This window comes from Microcystis sp. M169S2 (assembly GCF_020245865.1).
Taxonomy (GTDB): Bacteria; Cyanobacteriota; Cyanobacteriia; order Cyanobacteriales; family Microcystaceae; genus Microcystis; species Microcystis ichthyoblabe_A.
Map to the genome: position 1 here is coordinate 47,850 of NZ_JADBUB010000035.1, position 21,301 is coordinate 69,150.

Annotated in this window: 23 protein-coding genes and 1 pseudogene; 9 read left to right on the plus strand and 15 right to left on the minus strand. The window is 42.9% G+C overall.

Going from position 1 to position 21,301, the window contains the following annotated elements:
* Positions 1 to 76: 76 nt before the first annotated feature.
* Together IM485_RS04250 and IM485_RS04255 are read right to left on the minus strand one after the other, a co-directional pair.
* Positions 77 to 598 carry a hypothetical protein gene (locus IM485_RS04250; protein ID WP_287741507.1) on the minus strand — a complete coding sequence of 174 codons (522 nt, stop codon included), beginning with the start codon at positions 596 to 598 and terminating at the stop codon, positions 77 to 79.
* Positions 599 to 600: 2 nt separating this feature from the next.
* Positions 601 to 807: a hypothetical protein gene (locus IM485_RS04255; protein WP_002762605.1), complete on the minus strand. Its 207-nt coding sequence runs from the start codon at positions 805 to 807 to the stop codon at positions 601 to 603.
* A gap of 575 nt (positions 808 to 1,382) precedes the next feature.
* Here IM485_RS04255 and IM485_RS04260 point away from each other — a divergent pair.
* Positions 1,383 to 1,580, plus strand: coding sequence for a hypothetical protein (locus IM485_RS04260; RefSeq protein ID WP_002762603.1), 198 nt, complete (start codon positions 1,383 to 1,385; stop codon positions 1,578 to 1,580).
* Positions 1,581 to 1,731: 151 nt separating this feature from the next.
* Here the strand turns inward: IM485_RS04260 and IM485_RS04265 are convergent, their stop codons facing one another.
* The 6 genes from IM485_RS04265 to IM485_RS04290 form a co-directional block, all read right to left on the minus strand.
* Positions 1,732 to 1,935 carry a hypothetical protein gene (locus tag IM485_RS04265; RefSeq protein WP_149987003.1) on the minus strand — a complete coding sequence of 68 codons (204 nt, stop codon included), beginning with the start codon at positions 1,933 to 1,935 and terminating at the stop codon, positions 1,732 to 1,734.
* 99 nt (positions 1,936 to 2,034) lie between these two features.
* Positions 2,035 to 2,901, minus strand: a complete 867-nt coding sequence (locus tag IM485_RS04270; RefSeq protein WP_104397972.1) for an alpha/beta fold hydrolase — start codon at positions 2,899 to 2,901, stop codon at positions 2,035 to 2,037.
* Positions 2,902 to 2,958: 57 nt separating this feature from the next.
* On the minus strand, positions 2,959 to 3,780 hold the full coding sequence (gene cysH / locus IM485_RS04275; protein WP_287741510.1) for a phosphoadenosine phosphosulfate reductase: 822 nt from the start codon (positions 3,778 to 3,780) through the stop codon (positions 2,959 to 2,961).
* A 468-nt stretch (positions 3,781 to 4,248) separates the two neighbouring features.
* Complete coding sequence (locus IM485_RS04280; RefSeq protein WP_104397970.1) at positions 4,249 to 5,049, minus strand: tetratricopeptide repeat protein; 801 nt, start codon at positions 5,047 to 5,049, stop codon at positions 4,249 to 4,251.
* 42 nt (positions 5,050 to 5,091) lie between these two features.
* Entirely contained in the window at positions 5,092 to 5,625 is a 534-nt protein-coding gene (purE, locus tag IM485_RS04285; RefSeq protein ID WP_002802634.1) for a 5-(carboxyamino)imidazole ribonucleotide mutase, read from the minus strand.
* Between the two features lie 82 nt (positions 5,626 to 5,707).
* Positions 5,708 to 6,430, minus strand: coding sequence for a Uma2 family endonuclease (locus IM485_RS04290; RefSeq protein WP_287741512.1), 723 nt, complete (start codon positions 6,428 to 6,430; stop codon positions 5,708 to 5,710).
* 292 nt (positions 6,431 to 6,722) lie between these two features.
* Here IM485_RS04290 and IM485_RS04295 point away from each other — a divergent pair, with 292 nt between their 5' ends.
* Positions 6,723 to 8,516, plus strand: a complete 1,794-nt coding sequence (locus IM485_RS04295) for a fatty acyl-AMP ligase (RefSeq protein ID WP_287741515.1) — start codon at positions 6,723 to 6,725, stop codon at positions 8,514 to 8,516.
* A 309-nt stretch (positions 8,517 to 8,825) separates the two neighbouring features.
* On the opposite strand, the gene lspA is transcribed toward IM485_RS04295, so the two are convergent.
* The 3 genes from lspA to bioB are packed head-to-tail and all read right to left on the minus strand — an operon-like array spanning position 8,826 to position 11,021.
* A complete protein-coding gene (lspA, locus tag IM485_RS04300; protein ID WP_287741517.1) occupies positions 8,826 to 9,293 on the minus strand; it encodes a signal peptidase II in 468 nt (155 codons plus the stop codon).
* Positions 9,294 to 9,304: 11 nt separating this feature from the next.
* Complete coding sequence (locus IM485_RS04305; protein ID WP_104397966.1) at positions 9,305 to 9,955, minus strand: biotin transporter BioY; 651 nt, start codon at positions 9,953 to 9,955, stop codon at positions 9,305 to 9,307.
* On the minus strand, positions 9,927 to 11,021 hold the full coding sequence (gene bioB / locus IM485_RS04310; RefSeq protein ID WP_287741521.1) for a biotin synthase BioB: 1,095 nt from the start codon (positions 11,019 to 11,021) through the stop codon (positions 9,927 to 9,929). Before bioB ends, IM485_RS04305 begins: the two co-directional genes overlap by 29 nt.
* A gap of 133 nt (positions 11,022 to 11,154) precedes the next feature.
* Between bioB and rfbC the strand changes: the two genes are divergently transcribed.
* The 7 genes from rfbC to uvrC all read left to right on the plus strand — a co-directional run bounded on the left by rfbC (position 11,155) and on the right by uvrC (position 17,408).
* Positions 11,155 to 11,700 carry a dTDP-4-dehydrorhamnose 3,5-epimerase gene (gene rfbC, locus IM485_RS04315; protein ID WP_104397964.1) on the plus strand — a complete coding sequence of 182 codons (546 nt, stop codon included), beginning with the start codon at positions 11,155 to 11,157 and terminating at the stop codon, positions 11,698 to 11,700.
* 5 nt (positions 11,701 to 11,705) lie between these two features.
* A complete protein-coding gene (rfbD, locus tag IM485_RS04320) occupies positions 11,706 to 12,581 on the plus strand; it encodes a dTDP-4-dehydrorhamnose reductase (RefSeq protein ID WP_104397963.1) in 876 nt (291 codons plus the stop codon).
* Between the two features lie 4 nt (positions 12,582 to 12,585).
* Positions 12,586 to 13,659, plus strand: coding sequence for a glucose-1-phosphate thymidylyltransferase (locus tag IM485_RS04325; RefSeq protein ID WP_287741524.1), 1,074 nt, complete (start codon positions 12,586 to 12,588; stop codon positions 13,657 to 13,659).
* A gap of 172 nt (positions 13,660 to 13,831) precedes the next feature.
* On the plus strand, positions 13,832 to 14,917 hold the full coding sequence (gene leuB, locus IM485_RS04330; RefSeq protein ID WP_287741526.1) for a 3-isopropylmalate dehydrogenase: 1,086 nt from the start codon (positions 13,832 to 13,834) through the stop codon (positions 14,915 to 14,917).
* Between the two features lie 79 nt (positions 14,918 to 14,996).
* Positions 14,997 to 15,257, plus strand: a complete 261-nt coding sequence (locus IM485_RS04335; RefSeq protein ID WP_002734814.1) for a hypothetical protein — start codon at positions 14,997 to 14,999, stop codon at positions 15,255 to 15,257.
* A 129-nt stretch (positions 15,258 to 15,386) separates the two neighbouring features.
* Complete coding sequence (locus IM485_RS04340) at positions 15,387 to 15,521, plus strand: hypothetical protein (protein WP_287741529.1); 135 nt, start codon at positions 15,387 to 15,389, stop codon at positions 15,519 to 15,521.
* A gap of 9 nt (positions 15,522 to 15,530) precedes the next feature.
* On the plus strand, positions 15,531 to 17,408 hold the full coding sequence (uvrC, locus tag IM485_RS04345) for an excinuclease ABC subunit UvrC (RefSeq protein WP_287741532.1): 1,878 nt from the start codon (positions 15,531 to 15,533) through the stop codon (positions 17,406 to 17,408).
* Between the two features lie 100 nt (positions 17,409 to 17,508).
* Here uvrC and IM485_RS04350 read toward each other — a convergent pair whose 3' ends face one another.
* The 4 genes and pseudogenes from IM485_RS04350 to IM485_RS04360 all read right to left on the minus strand — a co-directional run.
* Positions 17,509 to 17,793, minus strand: a complete 285-nt coding sequence (locus IM485_RS04350; protein WP_043995575.1) for a hypothetical protein — start codon at positions 17,791 to 17,793, stop codon at positions 17,509 to 17,511.
* Entirely contained in the window at positions 17,783 to 18,079 is a 297-nt protein-coding gene (locus IM485_RS04355) for a BrnT family toxin (RefSeq protein WP_002784536.1), read from the minus strand. Before IM485_RS04355 ends, IM485_RS04350 begins: the two co-directional genes overlap by 11 nt.
* 248 nt (positions 18,080 to 18,327) lie before the next feature.
* Positions 18,328 to 18,504 (minus strand): pentapeptide repeat-containing protein, encoded by a 177-nt coding sequence (locus IM485_RS22910; protein ID WP_502882156.1) that lies wholly within the window; start codon positions 18,502 to 18,504, stop codon positions 18,328 to 18,330.
* A pseudogene (locus IM485_RS04360) lies at positions 18,481 to 21,078 on the minus strand (NACHT domain-containing protein); the annotation flags it as partial. The gene IM485_RS22910 and the pseudogene IM485_RS04360, both read right to left, overlap by 24 nt.
* Between the last annotated feature and the right edge of the window lie 223 nt (positions 21,079 to 21,301).

Below are 21,301 nucleotides of genomic sequence, written 5' to 3' on the forward strand. Positions count from 1 at the left end.
TTTCTGGGGTTGAGATTTCTAGCCTTTGTACTAAAATTACCAATGGGAGAGATTTTTTCGTGTTTTTTTAAAAGTTCTATTCATTTCTTTCATTTTCAGAGTTTTCATCGTTAGTTTTCGACGAACTACCCAAACCACTAAAATAAAAGGCGGTGACTGCTGTAGCTATTGGCCCTAAAAAAGTATAAATTGTCTTAGAAGAATCATTAATTAGGGTTGCCGCTTTATCCACTCTACTTTGTACTTCTTGTTCTTCGATAGCTTTCAAATTTATATTTAAATTAAAAATTCCAAGAGAAGCAAAAGAAATGAGACAAATAGAAAGAATTTGTAAACCAGCAGTGGTTAACAATCCCAACCAAAGCCACCTTGCTAAGGAACCAGCTACTTTAGTATTAAAATTATGTCGTTGATCTGAGGGTGATATAGCTGTAGCTGGTTTATCAAATTCAGATACTTCATTGTCTAAATGATAACCATCCTGATTCTTCTTTAGGTTATGACGCACAGAGTTCCTCTCAGTTGGAAGAACCAAAGAAGCGCTGGTATCTTTTGGGTTGTTAACTTCCCCTGTCTCATTTTTTGAATCACTGGTCATAACTAAACAATTAGTAGTGGTCTCTGTTCATTACCTTTTTGCAGTATTAATTGAGTATCTTCCTCCGTCTCAGTTTTAGCATATAAAGCCATTAGTTTTAATCCTTTACGAATGACTTCAGACTCTGTTAAGTCTAGCTCTTTAGCTATTTCTTTAAGATATTCAGAGTCCTTTTGACTAAGATTTACTCGAAATTGTCTGGTGGCCATTTTTTTTTGTTAATTTAGTGAATGGATTGTATCGATTCACTGATAACTGATCACTAAGGTCGAGAAGAGCCATTTTTACCATTGAGGGCTATAGTAGGGTCAATTCATGAATTGACCCTACAGTTTGATTTAAGGGTTGTCATCGTCCTTTCTTATAGATGTCCATAATAGTCTGCCTTTAGAAACTTAGCATCCTAACTACAGTATCCTATCTTACCCTAATTACACCAGATATGTCAAGCAATTACACCAGATATGTCAAGCAATCGCACCAGATATGTCAAATCAACATAAACGAGTCCTGACGGTACTTAATGGGTGTAATAGGTCAAATACCATCGACTTATCGACTTATTTGCTATTAAAAAGCTATTTTTCGCAAATTTTAACCAAAATAATCTTAGGTTTTATTCATGATTAGGTACAACAGGGGGTATAATAGGGTATTTAGTAGGTGGTATTATATATACATATATGCAAGACCTAGCAATGGGTATATTGTGGGGCTTAATAGATACCACAGTGCTGAGTTCCTATGGTATGATAGTTCCATCAACTTTTAGATAGATAAAAGTATGGCAGACACAACTAAACAAGTGAGTATGCTAGAATTGGAGTTAGAAGATGATCTAATCAGACAAATTGAAGACGTAGCTGATTCTGGTTGTTTTTCAAAAGATGAATTATTACAAAGTATTTTAGAAGCATGGAGATATCATCAGGCCTATATACATAGACTTGAAAATATGGTTCAAATAATCAATATTAAGTAATTCGATTTGAGGGTAATGTGGAATGATTACTATCAAATGATTCCCTGCTTATTGTTTTGAGCTAACAAAAAATTTTATCACTATTTTCTTGATCAACATTTTATTAAACTTTCATAACAAGTAACCCTGAGACAATTATCAGTTTTAGCAATTATTGAGATGTTAATTTATTGTAAGCAGAAATAATCGCCGCGTTTTCCCAATCATCATCAAAAGGAAGTGCATCGGGATCTGACAAAGCATTAGCCTCGATTTCTAGATCACCCATCGATTTAACTCGCTCCCAATCGGTTAAATTATTAATATCTGGGGGATTATTTGTTATATTTATCCTTCCTAAAGCTGGTATTTCCATAGGTGGTGGCCAGTGCAGAACTACAGTGATATACTAAGGATAACTTGATCAATACTTTCTAGGGAGATTTTGCTATCAATTCCCAGAAAGTATCGGGTTTTAGGTTTTGCGTCCGAGAAAATTAATAATCCGGGGACTAATTTCTTTTGACCAATGTTCTTGGGGATAGTGTTTCGCTTCTGCGAGGGGGATTAATTCCACTCCTGATTTAGTAGCTAATTTTTCAACGGTGACAGAAGATAACCAAGGATCGGCCATTCCCCAGACAAAAAGGATAGGTTTTTCAAAGTTCTCTAAACCTGTCTCAATTTCTGCCATGGTTTTCGATAGGTTTAAATTGCGAATCGTGGCCAGTAAAGCGCGACCCACTGCCGAAGTTTTTAGATAAGGTTGACGGAAAATAGCCAGATCTGCATCACTAATCACAAAACCGCTACCAGTTTCTAAAGTACGATCGACTAATAAGGGGTCTTGAGTCGCCATATCTCCGAGGAAAGGTAGCCCCCATTGTTTCATTATCCAGGGTAATTTGACATCACTGGAGAGGGGAGTATTTAAAACGATCAAGCGCTCAATTTTATCAGGATTTTCTAGGGCGTATTGTAAACCGACGGAGGCTAAAAAACCCTGGACAATGAGGGAGATTTTCGGCAATTGGAGAGCTTGAATAAAATCCGCCAAGGCTTGACAAAAAGCGCTAGGTGTGTAGGCGAAATCTCTGGCATCGGGTTTAGCGGATAAACCGGAACCGATCCAATCGGGGGCAATAGCATTAATGTTATATTCTTCTAAACTGGTCAATAATTCCCGCCAAATATAGCCATGGGCGGGTAAACCATGGAGTAGGATCACGGGGGTTGTATCCGGTTGTTGAGCGGGGTTAACCTGTCGATAGAACCACTTGAGAGAGCCGACTTCGAGAAAATTTTCTAAAATAGCCATGGTTAATGGGGGATTAATAATCATTAACCATTGTCTAACGTCTAGGAACCGATCGCACCGGCAAATTTTCCACCCCAGCAGTTATAGGGAGCTTGCGTCGAGACTTTGTGCTTCTCCGGGGGTTAAGGGTAAATGAAGACCGCATTCTTGTTTTAAACCCTTGAAACGGGTGTCTCGTTCGTTGCTATCATCGGCGGTTAAAGGCCGACTGGAGTGCCAATCGCCGACGGAGACATAACCCAGATCAAAATAGGGATGGTAGGGAAGATCGTATTTAGTCAGATAGTCATAGATGGTTTTGGCATTCCAGTCAAGTATCGGTAATATTTTGTAACGTTCGCCCTGTTGATTGACCCATTGGAGAGTTTTGCGGTGGTCGGTTTGGTCGCGACGTAAACCCGCTAACCAAGCGGTGGCCTTTAATTCCTTCAGGGCCCGTTGCATCGGCTCCACCTTGCGGATTTTGTCGTAGAGATTGAGGGAGTCGAGATCGTTATTTGACCACAGTTTACCGTGGATTGCTTCCATGCGGGCGGGACTGAGGGGAGATTGATAAACTTTCAGGTTTAAATGGAGGCGTTGGCTTAAGTCTTCGGCAAATTGATAGGTTTCCGGAGGAAGATAGCCGGTATCGATCCAAATGATGGGAATATCGGGGATAATTGCGGTGACGAGGTGCAACATCACCGCCGCTTGAATGCCGAAACTGGTACTCATCACCAAACCTTCCCCAAAGGTGGCCGCAGCCCAAGCGACGATTTCTGCGGCGTTAGCGGAGTCAAAACGTTGATTAATTCTGGCGAGGTCGAGGGATAGAGGGGAGGAAGAAGACCGGTCGGCAGTGGCGATGAAGGCGGTTTCTAGGGCCTGTGGATGAGAATTAAGCAAGTGTAAATCTGGCATTCTGGCTAAGATTTAAGGTGTACAGTAGCGGCGGATACTGATAGAGTCCAATCTATCCCTGTGATTGGATTATAGCATTGAGCCATTGGCCCGTTCTAGCTATTCCTTTTCCTTTCCAGAGCCTGGTTATTCGATCGAGGATAATGGAACTATCAGGCCTCAATTGTATCTTAATGGCTGATTTCAGGATAATTAGACCCTCAGCCCCGCTACTGCTAGAAAAGTTACTATTTAGGGTCTGCTGAAAAAGTTTTTCGTGGGGACAGGGTGTGGGGTGTGGGGTGTGGGGTGTAGGGTGTAGGGTTTTACCGATTTTGAGGGGGTCAATTACCTAATTTTCAGGGAAAAAGTCCCTGAATTTTCCCCCCGATCACTCCCATATTTGCTACTTTTTGATTGACAAAAAGTCTAAAAGTCTTAGCCAACAAGGTTTTTAGATTTATTCAGCCAACCATATTTAGTAATTTTTTACTTTAAGTTAAGAAACTTATCTAAGGCTAGAACCATATTTGGCGGCCAACGGCGCACGCTTTTTACCCAGTCGAGGTCTTGATAGCGGGTATCCATGCCGACGGCGGCTACCCAATTGCTTTCCGCTTCTCCCTGTTGTCCTTGGGTCCATAAAACGGCGCTTAAGGCGGCTCTGACATCGGGGAACATGGGGTATTTGCGGGCAATATTCCGCATTTTTTGGACTGCTTCGGGATATCTGCCCAATTCGTACAGGGCCAGGGCCAGATTAGCTTGCGCCCAGGCAAAATTCGGGGCCAGTTGAGTGGCTTGGCGATAGTCTTTGACGGCGGCTTCCCAGTCCCCTAAACCGCCCTCAGCGTTGCCGCGATTGTTATAGGCAAAGGCATCATTGGGGGCCAGTTCTAAAACTTTATTATAATCGGCGATCGCTTCTTGATATTTGCCTTCTCCTTCTAAAGCGGTGCCACGATTGAGGTAGGGATCGGGGGCATCGGGGGTAATGGCGATTGCTTGGTTAAAGTCAGCGATCGCATCCTCTAATTTATTGAGGCTGACTCTGGCATTGCCGCGATTACTCCAGACGGCGGGGTTAGTGGGGAATTTGGCGACTAATTGGGTCCAATAGCTTTCGGCCTGGGCGTAATCACCTTTTTCTGTAGCTTCTAGGGCTTTTTCAGCGATAACTTCCCCTTCTCTCATCTGTTCTTCGCTAATAGTCGGGCTATCGGCATAGGCCGCTATGGGTAGGGCAAAAAAGAGTAATAGACTCAATACACAAGCAGTGATCCAACGCATAATTACTTCATAATTTGTTACTTAATCTTTTCTCAATCTACCCTACTTAGGTGAACTCTGCCCTAGATAGTCTTGATAGCCTAGTCGTTGAAGATTGCTTTGTTTTTCGAGGACGGAATCGGTGAGGGATTGACGATAGGCGATAACTTGCTCTAAAAGATCAGCATTACCGGTGGCGAGAATTTGAACCGCTAAAAGTCCGGCATTTTTGGCATTACCGATCGCCACCGTGGCCACGGGAATGCCTGCGGGCATCTGTACAATTGAATAGAGAGAGTCTAACCCTTGTAAAGTGCGCGTGACTACGGGAACTCCAATCACGGGTAAGGGAGTTAAAGATGCTACCATCCCGGGTAAATGGGCAGCGCCGCCGGCTCCAGCGATAATCACTTTTATTCCCCTTAAATGAGCGTTTTTGCCGTATTCAAACATTTTTTCTGGGGTACGATGGGCTGAGACGATGGCGACTTCGTGGCTAATCTGAAAAACCTCTAAAACTGCGATCGCTTCTTTCATGGTGGGTAAGTCGGAATCACTGCCCATAATCACACCCACTAGGGGCGCTGCTGTCACCATAGCTACTAAAAAATAATTTTGCTTTTTAATCTTATAGCAGGGTTTGTTATTTTGTCTTCAAACCCGACTGATCAGATTTCCCCTAAATTGTATCGGGATCAATGCCTAATTCTCGCAATTTTTGGGCCAATTTTTCCTTAGCTTGTCGTTCCCTTTCTTTCTCTAAAAGAGCCTGTTCTTTCTCTAAAAGAGCCTGTTCTTTTGCCTGTCTTTGCTCTAATTCCGCTTCTTGAGGAGTGGGGACTAATTGACCATCGGCGGTAAAATAACGCAGTTTACAGTCAAATATGCCTAAATATAATCCTAACTGTTCACTCCAGAGATAACCCTGTTCATTGGGAGAAATGGCTTGATATTGTCCCTCAATTAGTCTAAATCCCTGAAATTCTAAACTATTAGGATCGAACCAAAAATAATTAGGAGTGCGAAAGGTATTCTGATAGAGAATTTTCTTGTTATTGCGGTCAATATTGGCCGTAGAATCGGAAAGAATCTCGACAATTACATCGGGATATTTACCCTGTTCTCTCCAAACCACCCAACTTTTGCGGGGACGCTTTTCGGTATCTAAAACCACAAAAAAATCAGGACCCCAGAAATCGCGCTTTTTTAGTTGTTCCTCGTTGTAGTAGATGGTTAGATTTCCCGAAGCGTAGTAATCACTCCTCTCGCGCCATAATAATTCTAGACAACTAAGGAGAATGATGATCTGTTGCAGGTTTAGATCACTTTCCAAGGGTGGTTCATCACTCCATAAATCTGTGGGGGGACAGGTAACTTCTGGGATCATGTCTAGGGCTGTCATGACTTTTTCCCGGTATTTTAGGATTGATTAATTATAGCTTTTTCTCACAATTGCAGAGATAAGGCGGGGGGATTTTAACCAATAACTTAAGTAGGTAGGCGTTAAAAATCATCAGACACCCCCCTTATCAAGGAGGGCAGGGGGGATCGAACCTAAAATCCATTTTTAATTTAATATAACCAATAACTTAATCCTATACCTTGACCGATCGCCTTTCGCACTTTATCCTAGCGCCATGGGCAAATATCTTAAAACTTCTATACAATGGCCCCCAATAAGCCCGATAACAACGATGACTGAAACCCTAATTCAACCCGCAACCCTAGTAGAACTCTTACGTTACCGCGCCACGGCACAACCAGAGGGCCATGCCTACACTTTTCTTATTGATGGTAAAAAAGAAACCCCACCTTTAACCTACAGTGAACTCGATCGCCAAGCAAGAGCAATCGCCGCCTATTTGCAAAAATACCAGGCCCAAGGGGAACGCGCCCTATTACTCTATCCTCAAAGTTTAGAAGTAGTGGCCGCTTTTTGTGGTTGTCTTTATGCGGGAGTGATTGCCATTCCCGTCCCCCCACCGGAATCGGGACGACTTAAGCGCACTCTGCCCCGTTTACGGGCAATTGTCAAGGATGCTAATGCCACCTTTGCCCTAGTTACCGAAAGTATTCTGACTCTTATTGAAGGTGTGAAGGAAGAATTCCCAGAATTCGACCAAATGAAATGGATTACTACCGAAAGTATTGATATTTCCCTAGCGGACCAATGGCAAGATCCCCAGGTGGATAAATCGGCGCTTGCCTATCTGCAATATACCTCCGGTTCGACTAATATCCCCAAGGGGGTGATGCTAAGTCATTTTAACCTGATGCACCATTGCGGTTACTTGCAAAAAGCTTGTGGTTACGAACCGGATAGCGTTACCCTCACTTGGATGCCCTATTTTCACGATTACGGGTTAGTCGAGGGTATCACCGTCCCCCTCTACAACGGTACACCCTGCTATCTCATGTCTCCCTTTGCTTTTATTAAGCGTCCGATGCAGTGGTTAAAAAATATTACTAAGTACAAAGTTACTCATAGTCAGGCCCCCAACTTCGCCTATGATCTTTGTACTCGCAGGATTAAAGCTGCCGATTTAGCGGAATTAGACCTGAGCAGTTGGCAGGCCGCGGGAAATGCCGCCGAACCGATTAACCCGAAGGTTATGGCCAAATTTGTCGATACTTTTGCAGATTATGGCTTTTCTTGGCAAACTTTCGCCCCTGCCTACGGATTAGCTGAATATACCCTCTTGATTTCCAATAAACCCAAGGGAACCACCCCAATTATCACCGCTTTGGATGCCACCGCCTACGAACGCGGTAAAATTGTCCCTGTAGGTTCCGATCAAACCACTGGAGTTAGATACGTCCCCAGTTGTGGTCGTCGCGTCTGTGATACCCGTATAGCTATCGTTAATCCCGATACTTTCACCCTTTGTGCAGCCGATGAAGTGGGCGAAATTTGGGCCAGTGACCCCAGTATGGCCGCTGGATATTGGCAACGGGAAGACGCAACCAAAGAGACTTTTCAAGCTTATCTTGCTGATACAGGAGAAGGGCCGTTTTTACGCACCGGAGATTTAGGTTTTCTTCTCGATGGGGAATTACATATCACGGGACGGATTAAGGATTTAATTATTGTCCGTGGCAGTAATCATTATCCCCAAGATTTAGAATGGTCAGTACAGCATCTTAATGAGGTTTTTCGTCCCGATTATGGTGCGGCTTTTTCTATTGAAGATAATGGGGAAGAACAGTTAGTTATTGTCCAGGAATTAGAACGTCGCAGCGGTGAGTTAGATACGGCTAAATTAATCGCCGATATCCGTCAGGAAATCGCCGAAGAACACGAAATTATGACCCATGCGATTGTTCTGGCTAAATCGGGAACAATTCTCAAAACTGCCAGTGGCAAAATTCAACGTCGCGCTATTAAACAGAATTTTCTCAATGGTAATATGAGTATTATCGATGCTTGGTCAGAAAATCCTGAGTTAGTTAGTAAATTCGATCGCTCTAATTCTGCAACAGAAGCATAGTTTTTCGGGTGGGCAATGCTCACCCGGTCGAGCATAACAGAGGCAGGGGGCAGGAGGCAGGGGTAGGGTTGATTCATGAATCAACCCTACCCGTTGGGGGCGTGGCGCGGTCACTGAGCCTGTCGAAGTGCCGCCCCCAAACCCCGGAGCGCATTAGTTTTTCGGTGGGATGCTTACAGACGGCTGCTGATATATCTGTAATAATTTAAGAGTCACTCCACTTGCATTTGAACAGAAAAAGTAAGGGCGAAGCATTCGGATAGGAAATCTACGGTTTCAGCGATAGGTTATCGCTCGAATGCTTCGCCCCTACGGGACCCTTGACTTGTGGGGAAAGGTAGAAATTAATAGGCAAATAATCCCGATGTTAATAAAGACATCAGCCAGATTAAAAACAGGAAAATTAATCAATCTAAAATCGAGAAAATCCACCACATAACCAAACAAAAAGCGATCAATACCATTGCCGAAAGCCCCTGCTAAAATAAAACCGTAGGCTAATTGTTCCCAACGGCTTAAATGCGGTCCAAAGTAAGCAAAAGCCATTAATCCCAAACTAACTAATAAGGATAGCCATTTTAGCCAACCAACACCGCCACGAAAAGCACTAAAAGCCGCCCCAGTATTAATCACATAGGTAAAATGAAAAACCCCCGGAATAATCGGGAAAGTATCACCAATTTGCTCAAAACTCTGCACGGTTATATACTTAGTTACTTGGTCTAAAATTAGACCAAGCACCGCCACTATCCAAAACCAGCGATTTTTTTTTAACATTGGCTGTGGCATCAATAAAATAATAATTTACGGAAGAAAAAGGCAATAATTACCACCACACAAATTACTACTAACTGCCCTAAAAATGGCCAGACTGAATAATTCATAAATAGGGTGGGCAAACTATCGGGAAAGGTGATTTGACCGGCTTGGGGCTGAAAAATCGACAATCCCAGCATATATAATAAACCGCACAGATGAATCACTAACAAACCGGCAAAGGCACTTAACGCCAGGGTTTCTATCTTGGCACGCCAGCGAAAAGCCAACCAACCACACAGCCATGCCCCCGGCATAAAGCCTAAAATATAGCCAAAACTGGGTTCTTTCAGATAACCCATTCCCCCACCCTGGGCAAACACAGGCAACCAAGTTAAACCGAGAAAAATATAGGCTACCTGGGCGAGAAGCCCAGCATTTTTGCCCCCCAGACAGCCCGTTAATAATACTGCCCCAATTTGGTAAGTTATGCCTAGTTTTTGCGAAGATAGACCCGCAGCCGACCAACTAGCTAGGCTCACTGGAACAAATGTACTAAAAATTGTCAGCAGCAGACCAATCAAGGCCCAGATTAACTCATTGGGAACCGATGCGGAAGTGCGCCGCGGCGGAGATTCTCGTCCTCGACGTGATTTAGGTTGCCTGTTGGGGTTGGTATTCACCGGGGATGGGGGCTTCTCCTCCTATTAAACTAAGATCAGCCAACATCGCCTGATCCTGTTGGGGGGGTTGTCCTAGAGTGGTCAAATAATGTCCAATCAGCATAGCATTAATTCCCGATTTTAGCCCCAGATTTTGCAATTCTCCCATGACTGCCTCTCGTCCCCCGGCATAACGGAGGATTTGTTGAGGTAAGATAAACCGGAAAATAGCGATCGCTTTTAGGGCAGTCAAGGGATCCAGTTTGGGTAAATGACCTAAAGGGGTGCCACTTCTGGGGTTTAATAGGTTAATCGGCACGGATTCCACTTCTAATTCTGCCAGAGAAAAAGCTAAATCAATGCGATCAATCCAACTTTCCCCCATACCGATAATTCCGCCCGTACAAGCTTGAATTCCCGCCGCTTTTAGGTTTTTTACCGTTTCTACCCGATCCTGCCAACTGTGGGTGGAGACCACGTTAGGATAAAAATTCTCGGAAGCCTCCAGATTGTGATTATAACGGGTAACTCCGGCTTCTTTTAAGGCTTGCGCTTGGGCAAGGGTTAACTCTCCCAGGGCGCAGCAGGGTTTAATATTGGCGGTTTCGATGATTTCTTGAACTGTGGCCAGTATTTCTTCGAATTCCTGCGATTTAGGGCTATTATACTTTAATCCCCGACCTTGACTAACTAAACAGAAGCGTTTGGCCCCCGCTTCGGCTGCCGCTTTCGCATGGCTGACGATTTCCTCGCGACTTTTTAAACCGTAGATAGGCGAATCTTGACCGGGATGGTGGGCGGATTGGGAACAAAAACTGCAATTTTCCGAACAACTTCCCGATTTTATGTTGATAATGCTACATAAATCCACCGTATTACCACAACAGGCCTGACGAATGCGATCGGCAGCCTCACATAAGCTGAAAATATTTTCCTGACCTTCGATCGCAGTTAAAGCCAGGGCCTCTTGCTTACTGAGTCGATCGCCGGCGATAATCTGATTAGCCCTAGTCTGTAACCAGTTTTTTAAGGCTTCTCCCTCCACGGGGATAGATTGAGTAGCGGTGTGTGTAGAGACTTGTACCACGTCGTTTATGCTCTAACTAAGTTAGGCTCATCTTATCATTGTTCAGTTACTGGGGAAAGATTAATAAAAAACTTTAGAAAAAAATACTCTTTTGTGCTAAACTACCCGCAAAAGTTATCTTGTCTCCGATTTTATGAAAGTTATTCCGACGGAAATTCCTGATGTTTTAATCATTGAACCGCAAGTTTACGGAGACGATCGAGGTTTTTTCTTGGAGAGTTTTAATCAGAAAGATTTTCGAGAAAAAACTGGGGTTAATACCACTTTTGTCCAGGATAATCACTCTATGTCCTTAAAAAATGTCCTGCGAGGATTGCACTATCAAATCCCCAATCCCCAGGGTAAACTGGTGCGAGTAGTGAGCGGTAGTGTTTTTGATGTGGCAGTGGATGCGCGTAAAAGTTCCCCCACTTTTGGGCAATGGGTAGGCTGTGTTTTAAGTGCGGAAAATAAACGTATTTTCTGGGTTCCCGAAGGTTTTGCCCATGGTTTTCTAGTCCTCTCCGACCGAGCCGAATTTCTCTATAAAACCACTAATTATTATTATCCCCAATACGAAAAAACCATCGCCTGGAATGATGCCGATTTAGGGATTGACTGGCCCCTAGAGACCCCGCCGATTCTCTCCCCTAAAGACCAAGCTGGACAACCCTTTAAATCCGTGGAAGTTTTCCCCTAAAGACGATGAAAAAAGTTTTACTAATTGGTGCTAAAGGTCAAGTGGGACAAGAGTTACAGGTAACTTTACCCCAGTTAGGTGAAGTTATTAGTATCGGTCGAGAAGAACTAGATTTAACTAACTCGGAAAAAATCGGCCAGTTAATTAGGGAAATTCACCCCGATTATCTGGTTAATGCCTCCGCTTATACGGCAGTGGATAAAGCCGAAACTGAGCCAGATTTAGCCTATTCTATCAATGCTACAGCCCCAAAAATCATGGCGGAAGCTGCCGAGAAAATTCAAGCTAAATTTCTCCATATTTCCACCGATTATGTGTTTGATGGTCGAAAAAATACCCCCTATCTAGAAACCGATTTGACTAATCCTTTAGGGGTTTATGGACAATCAAAGTTAAGGGGAGAAGAGGAGATTAAGACTGTTAATTCTCAGGCAATTATCCTACGGACTGCTTGGGTTTACGGCAGTTATGGCAAAAGTAATTTTGTCAAAACTATGCTGAGATTAGGCAAAGAAAGAGAGGAGTTAAAAGTAGTTGTTGATCAGGTGGGAAGTCCCACTTGGTCCAAAGATATCGCCGCAGCAATTACTCAGCTTTTAATTAATGTCGATAATCCCCCAGGAATCTATAATTTTACTAATAGCGGTGTCGCCAGTTGGTTTGATTTAACTAAAGCGATTTTTGAGGAGGCAAAAATAAGCGGTATTCCCTTAAAAATTCAGAGAGTAATTCCCATTACTACTGCTGAATATCCTACCCCAGCAGTGCGTCCAGCCTATTCGGTTCTTTCCAGTCAAAAAATCTCGCAACAATTGGGTTATATTCCTCCCTATTGGCGGGATTCTCTCAAAGCTATGCTCAACCAACTATTTAATCTTTAAAACTATGAAAGCACTAATTTTATCCGGTGGTAAAGGTACGAGGTTACGTCCCCTAACTTATACCGGGGCAAAACAGTTAGTTCCCGTGGCCAATAAACCGATTTTATGGTATGGAATCGAGTCAATTGTGGCCGCAGGAATTACCGATATTGGCATTATTATCAGTCCCGAAACTGGGGAAGAAATTCGTCAGACCACGGGCAATGGTGAACAGTTTGGGGCTAAGATAACTTATATTCGCCAAGACCAACCGGCGGGATTAGCTCACGCGGTTAAAACTGCCCAATCTTTCCTAGGAGATTCCCCCTTTATTATGTACTTGGGTGATAACCTAATTGAGGATGATTTATCGCCCTTTTTAGACTCTTTCCAAAAACAGTCCCTTGATGCTTTAATTCTCTTGCGAAAAGTGTCTAATCCTAGTGCTTTTGGGGTGGCAAAAGTAGATGAAACCGGCAAAGTTTTATACTTAGTCGAAAAACCCAAAGACCCCCCCTCAAATTTAGCTTTGGTGGGGATTTATTTTTTTGCTCCCACCATTCACCAAGCGATCGCATATATTCAACCATCGGCCAGGGGTGAGTTAGAAATTACCGACGCTATCCAAGAATTAATCAATCAAAATAAAGCAGTAGAAGCGAATAAACTACTGGGTTGGTGGTTAGATACTGGTAAAAAAGATGATTTATTAGAGGCAAATCGGATTATCCTCGATACCTCTCTAGAAATCGCTTTACAGGGAGAAATTGATCCTAATAGTCAGGTGATCGGACGAGTACAAATTGGTCAGGGTAGTAAAATTATTAATAGTACCATTCGCGGCCCTGTCATTATTGGAGAAAATTGTCACATTGAGAATTGTTTTATCGGTCCCTACAGCAGTATAGCTAATGGCACAAAATTAATTGATGCCGACATAGAACACAGTGTAATTCTCAAAGATGCCACGATTATTGGCATTCATCAGCGCATAGTTGATAGTGTTATCGGACGACGGGCAAAATTAGAAATCGCTCCCCAACGTCCAAAAGCTTTACGCTTTATGATTGGGGATGATTCCCATGTGGAATTAGTCTAGTTATCAGGGATTAACTGCCCCTTATAATTAATACCAGAGGATCGAGAATTTCCTTAGCTAATTCCGCAGCGGTTCCCTGGTTTTTCTGAGAAAGATTGACATTTTTAGGAGAAAAAAGCTCATCTAACTATGTTATAATCAAGAGTCTGACCTATTTTACCGTTCTAGAACTATGACGCAACAGTATCGCATTACCCTACTACCCGGCGATGGCATCGGGCCGGAAATCCTCGCTGTCACCGTAGAGATACTGAAAGTCATCGGTAAAAAATTTGACCTCCAGTTTGACTTCCAAACCGCTTTAATTGGAGGGGCAGCCATTGATGAAACCGGCAATCCTCTCCCCGAAGCAACCCTGAGCGCCTGTAAAAATAGTGACGCTGTTCTCTTGGCCGCTATTGGGGGTTATAAATGGGATAATTTGCCCCGGCAGCAAAGGCCAGAAACGGGATTATTAGGCTTAAGATCTGGCTTAGGTCTTTTTGCTAATTTACGTCCTGCCACCATTTTTCCGCAATTAATCGACGCTTCTAGTCTCAAACGGGAGATTATTGAGGGAGTGGATATCATGGTCGTCCGGGAATTGACCGGGGGTGTCTATTTCGGTCAACCGAAGGGGATTTTTGAGACGGAAACGGGAGAAAAATGCGGTGTAAATACCATGGTTTACTTGGAATCGGAGGTGGACCGCATCGCTAAGGTAGCCTTTGAAATTGCCCAAAAACGCGGCAAGAAACTCTGTTCCGTCGATAAAGCTAATGTTCTCGATGTTTCCCAACTCTGGCGCGACCGGATGACGAAAATCGCCGCTAATTATCCCGATGTGGAACTTTCCCATCTCTACGTCGATAACGCAGCCATGCAGTTAGTCCGGGCCCCCAAACAATTTGATACTATCGTCACGGGCAATTTATTCGGTGATATTCTCTCCGATGAAGCGGCCATGTTAACCGGTAGTATCGGAATGTTACCCTCCGCTAGTTTAGGGACTGCTGGGGTGGGAGTTTTTGAACCCGTCCACGGTTCGGCCCCGGATATCGCCGGCCAAGATAAGGCCAATCCGATCGCCCAGATTCTCAGTGCTGCTATGATGTTAAAATATGGGCTAAATCAGCCTTTAGCGGCAGTATCGCTGGAAAAAGCCGTAGAAAAAGTCTTAGACCTCGGTTATCGTACTGGAGATATTTTCTCGGAGGGTATGACCTTAGTGGGATGCCAAGCTATGGGCCAGGCCATCCTGAAAGTTTTAGAATCATAACAAAAGTGACAAATTCAGAAATCGTCATATACCATTGATTTAATAAATATCTCAATTTAATCGTGGGGAGACGAGTGATATGGTGGCCCTATCCGAGAAAACAGAACAACAGCGTGTCGATATGGAAATTCCAATTTTGTTAGATCCTACTGTCTTAAGGGCAGCCAGACGCATTTATCGCATCTACTGTACCCTCAATAGCAGAGTTAGTAAACGTCCTTTCGGTGTCGCTATTAACCGCGACAATCATCGCGGCCAATTGATTTTTAACAATAAACCGATTCTTCTCCCCGGGGAATGTTTCGTCCCGATTAAGCAAATCGAATCAGAAGCCTATTAATTTTTGTGAAGATTTGCCCCGAATATCTTGCCAAACGTCAGCTAATACCCACTGACGTAATTTTTTTGTCTAACATAGGGTTTGCTGAATAAATCTAAAAACATTGTTCGATAAGACTTTTAGACCTTTTTGCAATCCAAAAGTACCGGCCATTGGAGTAATGGGGGGGAAAATTCCTGGACTTTTTCCCTGAAAATCGGTAAAACCCTACACCCCACACCCTACACCCCACACCCAAGACAAACTTTTTGCCGCAAACCCTAATATAAAAAGATGTTCGGGAATAATCTTAACTCTACCCTAATCCAAGACCTCGATCGCCTAGAAAATCGTCTTCGGGAAATTCCCCTCGAACCGGGGGTGTACTTCCTGCGGGACCAAAATGGCGAAATTCTCTACATTGGTAAATCCAAAAAACTCCGGTCTAGAGTCCGTTCCTATTTTCGTCCCAGTCAACCCCTCAGTCCCCGCATTGCTTTGATGGTGCGACAGGTGACGGAAATTGAATTTATCGTCACCGACACGGAAGCAGAATCCTTGGCCCTGGAAGCTAATCTAATTAAACAACATCAGCCCCATTTTAATACTCTCCTCAAGGACGATAAAAAATATCCATACATTTGTATTACTTGGTCGGAAACCTACCCGCGCATTTTTATCACCCGCAAACGTAGGATAAATAACCAAAAAGACCGTTATTATGGTCCCTACGTCGATACTAGGCTGCTGCGCCACACTTTACACCTAATTAAACGCACTTTTCCCCTGCGTCAACGTCCCCAACCTCTTTTTAAAGACCGTCCCTGTTTAAATTATGATATCGGTCGTTGTCCGGGGGTTTGTCAAAAATTAATTAGTCCCCAGGATTATCGGGAAACCTTGCAGAAAGTGGCGATGATTTTTCAGGGAAGAACGGGAGAATTATTAGAGAAATTAGCAGCAAAGATGCTCGCAGCGTCGGAAAACCTAGATTTTGAACAAGCGGCCACGATTAGGGATCAAATTCGCGGATTACAGGCCCTTAATACCGATCAAAAAGTCTCTTTACCTGATGATACCGTATCCCGGGACGCGATCGCTTTAGCTAAGGACGAGCAGCATTGTTGCATACAATTATTCCAAGTGCGTTCTGGTCGTTTGGTGGCACGTTTGGGATTTTTTGCCGATAGTCAGTCAGCAAACGAGGGAGAAATCCTGCAAAAAGTCCTAGAAGAACATTATTTATCGGTGGAAGGGGTGGAAATTCCCAGCGAAATCCTGCTACCCTGCGAATTACCGGAAGGTGAGGTGTTAGCGGGGTGGTTAAGGGAAAAAAAAGGTCGCAAAGTCGAGTTAACTGTCCCCCAACGGCAAAGTAAAGCGGATTTATTAGCTATGGTGGAGAAAAACGCTCTTTATGAGTTGGAAAAGACGAAAAGAAGCGCCGACCGAGATTTACAGTCTTTGCAGGATTTAGCGGTAATTCTCGATTTACCGGCACTGCCGCACCGCATCGAGGGTTATGATATTTCTCATATTCAGGGTTCTAATGCAGTCGCGTCGGGAGTGGTGTTTATCGATGGGGTGGCCGCTAATCAACATTATCGTCACTATAAAATCAAAAATCCCGAGGTTAAAATCGGCCATTCCGATGATTTTGCCAGTTTAGCAGAAGTAATTCGCCGGCGTTTTCGTCGTTATGCCGAAAATACCGATAATATTGCCGAAAGTGATGATTTTCCCGATTTGGTCATGATTGATGGGGGAAAAGGACAATTATCGGCAGTGGTGACAGTTTTAGGAGAGATGAATTTATTAGAACAGGTAAAAGTTGTTAGTTTAGCTAAACAGAGAGAGGAGATTTTTTTACCCGGGGAATCCTCTCCTTTAGAGACGGATAAGGAACAACCCGGAGTGCAATTATTGCGTCGAGTCAGGGATGAAGCGCACCGCTTTGCTGTTAGCTTTCACCGACAACAAAGAATGCAAAAAAGTCGCCGTTCCCGTTTGGATGAGATACCGGGGTTAGGTTTTAAGCGACAAAAAGATTTATTAGCTCATTTTCATTCTCTGGATTATATTCGCGAAGCTTCCCTAGAACAATTGCAACAGGTGACAGGAATTGGGGAACAATTAGCTAAGGAAATTTATAATTATTTTCATCCTAGGTAGGGATAAGCTGTTGAAGAATATCTAAGGGGGGTTATGATGAGAATATCTTCAATAAAACTCTATGTTCTACAAGCGATCGCACTACAACTGAAAACCTAGACTAACGCGGAGTAACTTCACTCAACGCTTCTTGCAGCACTTCATCACTTACACCATGACGCTTCAAACTAGCAACGAGAGCAGAAATTGTATCTCCCTCTAGACGCTCCAAATCCGCACGCAGCCCTTGTCCAATGTAAGCACGCATCAAAGGTTGATAACCTGAGAAACCAAGCAACGGTGCAACCCGCTTTAAATCTTCAATCACATCTTCGGGAATACGAATCGTGATTGTAGTCATAGGGCGATTTTTCTCCAGTCGTTTTTTTAATGCCTCAACTTTCATAATACTCACGTTCCTTGCGTGTGGCTTTGCGAGCCGAAATGATCCGAATGATGTCGTTTTCACGCTCAATATAAACGACGTACAGGAGATTCCACCGTCTATCTAACCCAATGATCGCATCTCGTGCCTCATCATTGCGACTTGCATCAACAACAACCAGCAGTGGATCGAAGAAGACTTCTGCTGCTTGCTGAAACGTAATACCGTCATGGTTGATCGGGTTAATCCTAGATTTCTCGTCATTCCAAACAAAAGTAATGCCACTGAGGACAAAATAGACATCCATACTTGTAGTGTAGGCAGGATGTATTTACATTGTCAATACTTTATTAACACACCCTACGAGGCTAGTTTTAGCAAATCCGATTTATCCCCACTCACCAGATAATCGGCTCTCTTGGGTTTGGTGGGTAAAATGTATTCTAAGATACATTCTTCCTAGCGAGGGGGTGGAACGAACCACAAAGACACAAAGGACACAAAGACTGATCGATCATATAGTAAGTTAAACTTATCACACAGAACTTAGAAGAGTCACTCGGTTTTAACTTCCGTATCGAGAATCTTCCCTTTGACGTTAGCATCTATAAAATTAGCCCCTTCAAGAATTGCCCCTGCAAGATTTGCCCCGACCAGATTTGCCCCGTAAAGATTTGCCCATCTAAGATTTGCCCATCTAAGATTTGCCCCTTCAAGATTTGCCCCGACCAGATTTGCCTCTTCAAGAATTGCCCCTTCAAGAATTGCCCCTTCAAGAATTGCCCCGTAAAGATTTGCCCCTTTAAGATTTGCCCCTTTAAGATTTGCCTCTTTAAGATTTGCCCCTTTAAGATTTGCCCCTTCAAGATATGCCCCTTCAAGATTTGCCCCTCCAATATCTGCCTCTGCAAGATTAGCTCTTTCAAGATTTGCCCCGCCAAGATCTCGATGTATCAACAGACGGTTTTGTAAATCAAGAAAACTGAGACAATCTAACACCAACATAAACTCTAAATCTATTCTTTGTCCCTGAAGACGGGCCAACCAATTGCCGAAAGCTTCAGGAGAAGGCCATTGAATGGGAAAAATTTCTTTGGTGACTCGCCCACAGGCATTAAATACCGCTAATAAAGCTTCCTCGGCATTGCGTGCCTGTCGCATTTCCTCCTGAAAATTGGGGCGGTTTTTTAAACCCTCCATCGGCATTCCTTTGACCAAAAGATATTCAATTAAATCACCCAGAGTTTTCTGCCACTGTTTCACTTCATCTGGGGACTGTAATTGCATTTGATTGACAATAAAACGAAAAAGATATTCATCTATTGCCGTCGGTCCGCATAAAGTCGCCCAGGTAATTAAAGCTTGTCTGGGATCGTAGTCATTGTCATAATCATTTTCACTGTCTTGTAATTGCTTATGAATTTGCTTAACTCGGTTAACAATTCTGCGGGCAGTTAAATATTCACCAAAACTTTTATGGGTAAATTCAAAGGTTTTTTCGCTGCCTCGTAAATCGCCACTTTCTCGAAAATAAAAGGCTGTTAAAAGACGGGTAATACTCCCTTGGGAATCGCTTTGAAAACTATCTTGGAAATTTTTGAGGAGATTTTTTAAGCCATTATTTTCACAATGTTCTTCAATCTCTATAACGGTGGTGGTTCTACCATTACCATGCCAACAGGAAAGGGCAATTTCCATTAAAATTAGCACAAAATCTTTTTCTGTAATCCCTTCTATAGCCCGGTGGCCTGGACTATTTTTTTCATAACCTCGCTCATAGACTGCCTTGAGCAAATTTTCATAAATATTATTGAGATTAGTTTCTTGGGAAAATTGAACCTCGCCTCGTTCAAAAGTGAGAGCAATAAGATAATTTAATAGCGGTTGAGCAGTAATTTCTTGTAAATTTTTCCCCGATAATTCCGGCGGTAATTGTGCATAGTTTTTCCCTTTAGCTTGCCCATACTGTTGCCACCATTGATGACGTTGATCGACTTTTAATAAGTTATCGTCATCGCTAAAATTATCTCTGTTACCAACCCAATAGGGTAGGATGGTGATAATTTGCCGAGGTTTTTTAAAATTATTTTTATTGGATTGTACCACCACATCACGCCCGCTAATCAACACTTGTAAACGGGTTTTATTTTGATTAAAATGATGGACTTTTTCTCGTACTTCATTAACAAAATTTTGGGCGACTTCTTGGGCGATTTTTCCCTGCATAGATAGCTCATCTAAGCCATCAAAGATAATTAGTAATTTTAAATCTTGATCGCTCGGTTCTAGGGGATTTTCTGGTAAAAAACCGTCATGTTGAACAAAAGTTTTAACTGCTGTTACTAAATCTGTGGAGAAACTCAAGCGATGCAAGGGAATATATAAAACTTGTTTTTCTAAGCGAGCTTGTTGGGCAGCAAATACCTTACAAAAGGACGATTTTCCACTACCCGGCCCACCGGTCAATAAACGGATAGCATCATCGGATTTTGCCGCTTCTAACCATGTTTCTAACTGCTCTTGGAGTTTGATAACAATGCGTTTAAATGATGGCTCTCGATGGTAATCTGTGTCTGGGGTGGCTTTTATTTCTTCTTCTTCATAAAATCCCCGTAGAGGTACATAAATTTGCTTTAAACTAAAGGTTTCCCAAAAAATAGGTTCATCGATCTGTTTTTGCAACCAAGCTCGATAATGTAACCAGCCTCTTTCTCGTTTCCAAGCATTGTTAAAAGGAGTGTCGATTTCATCTAAAAGCAGACTGTATTCATCTCGTTTATCTTTCCATTGCTCCTGCAATGCTAAGACAAAATAAGCTGGTAACCGGTTACTTAGGCTCTGTGCTTCCTGGGAATTAGTGATTAAATTATTTGTTGTTAACCACCGTAAAAAAGCTGCTTGGATTGGTGCGACTATAGGTAATCTTTCGGGATGCTCAAAAAAATCTTGATCGAGAATTAATTCCGGCTCTTCTAAAAAGTCGGTAATCTGACGGTAAAGTTCTTTTAAAGGCAGCTTTTCAACTTCTTGGGGCAGTAAATAAGCATTACTTTTAAGTAATCCTTTCATCGCTTTCATTAGCGATTGACTTATTAATAAACCCGCTAATTCCCCCGGAGTCCGACTTAAACCAAGAGCATCTAAAACTTCTACTCCATTTTCGGCCAGATCATCCCACTGCAAAAATGCCCCGTTAAGAGCGGCTTTTCCCAGGGTACTAAAGAGACTTCTCAGATTGACTTTAACTTGTCGTTTCCAGATATTTTGGGGTTTGGAAACAGGAATTCCAGCAGCTGATTCGGACATAGGACAAAGCGATCAATAAAGCTTATGTAGTCTATTATATAAGTAAGTAGTTCTAATTAAGCTGTTCGTAATTTAAATTGCTGGCTCTTCTCGACTTTGTGTGATAAGTTTAACTTATATAGTAGCGATCAATCTTTGTGTCCTTTGTGTCTCTGTGCGTTCCACTCACTCGCCTGCAAGACTGTATCTTAGAATACATTTTACCCACCAAACCTGGGAGAGC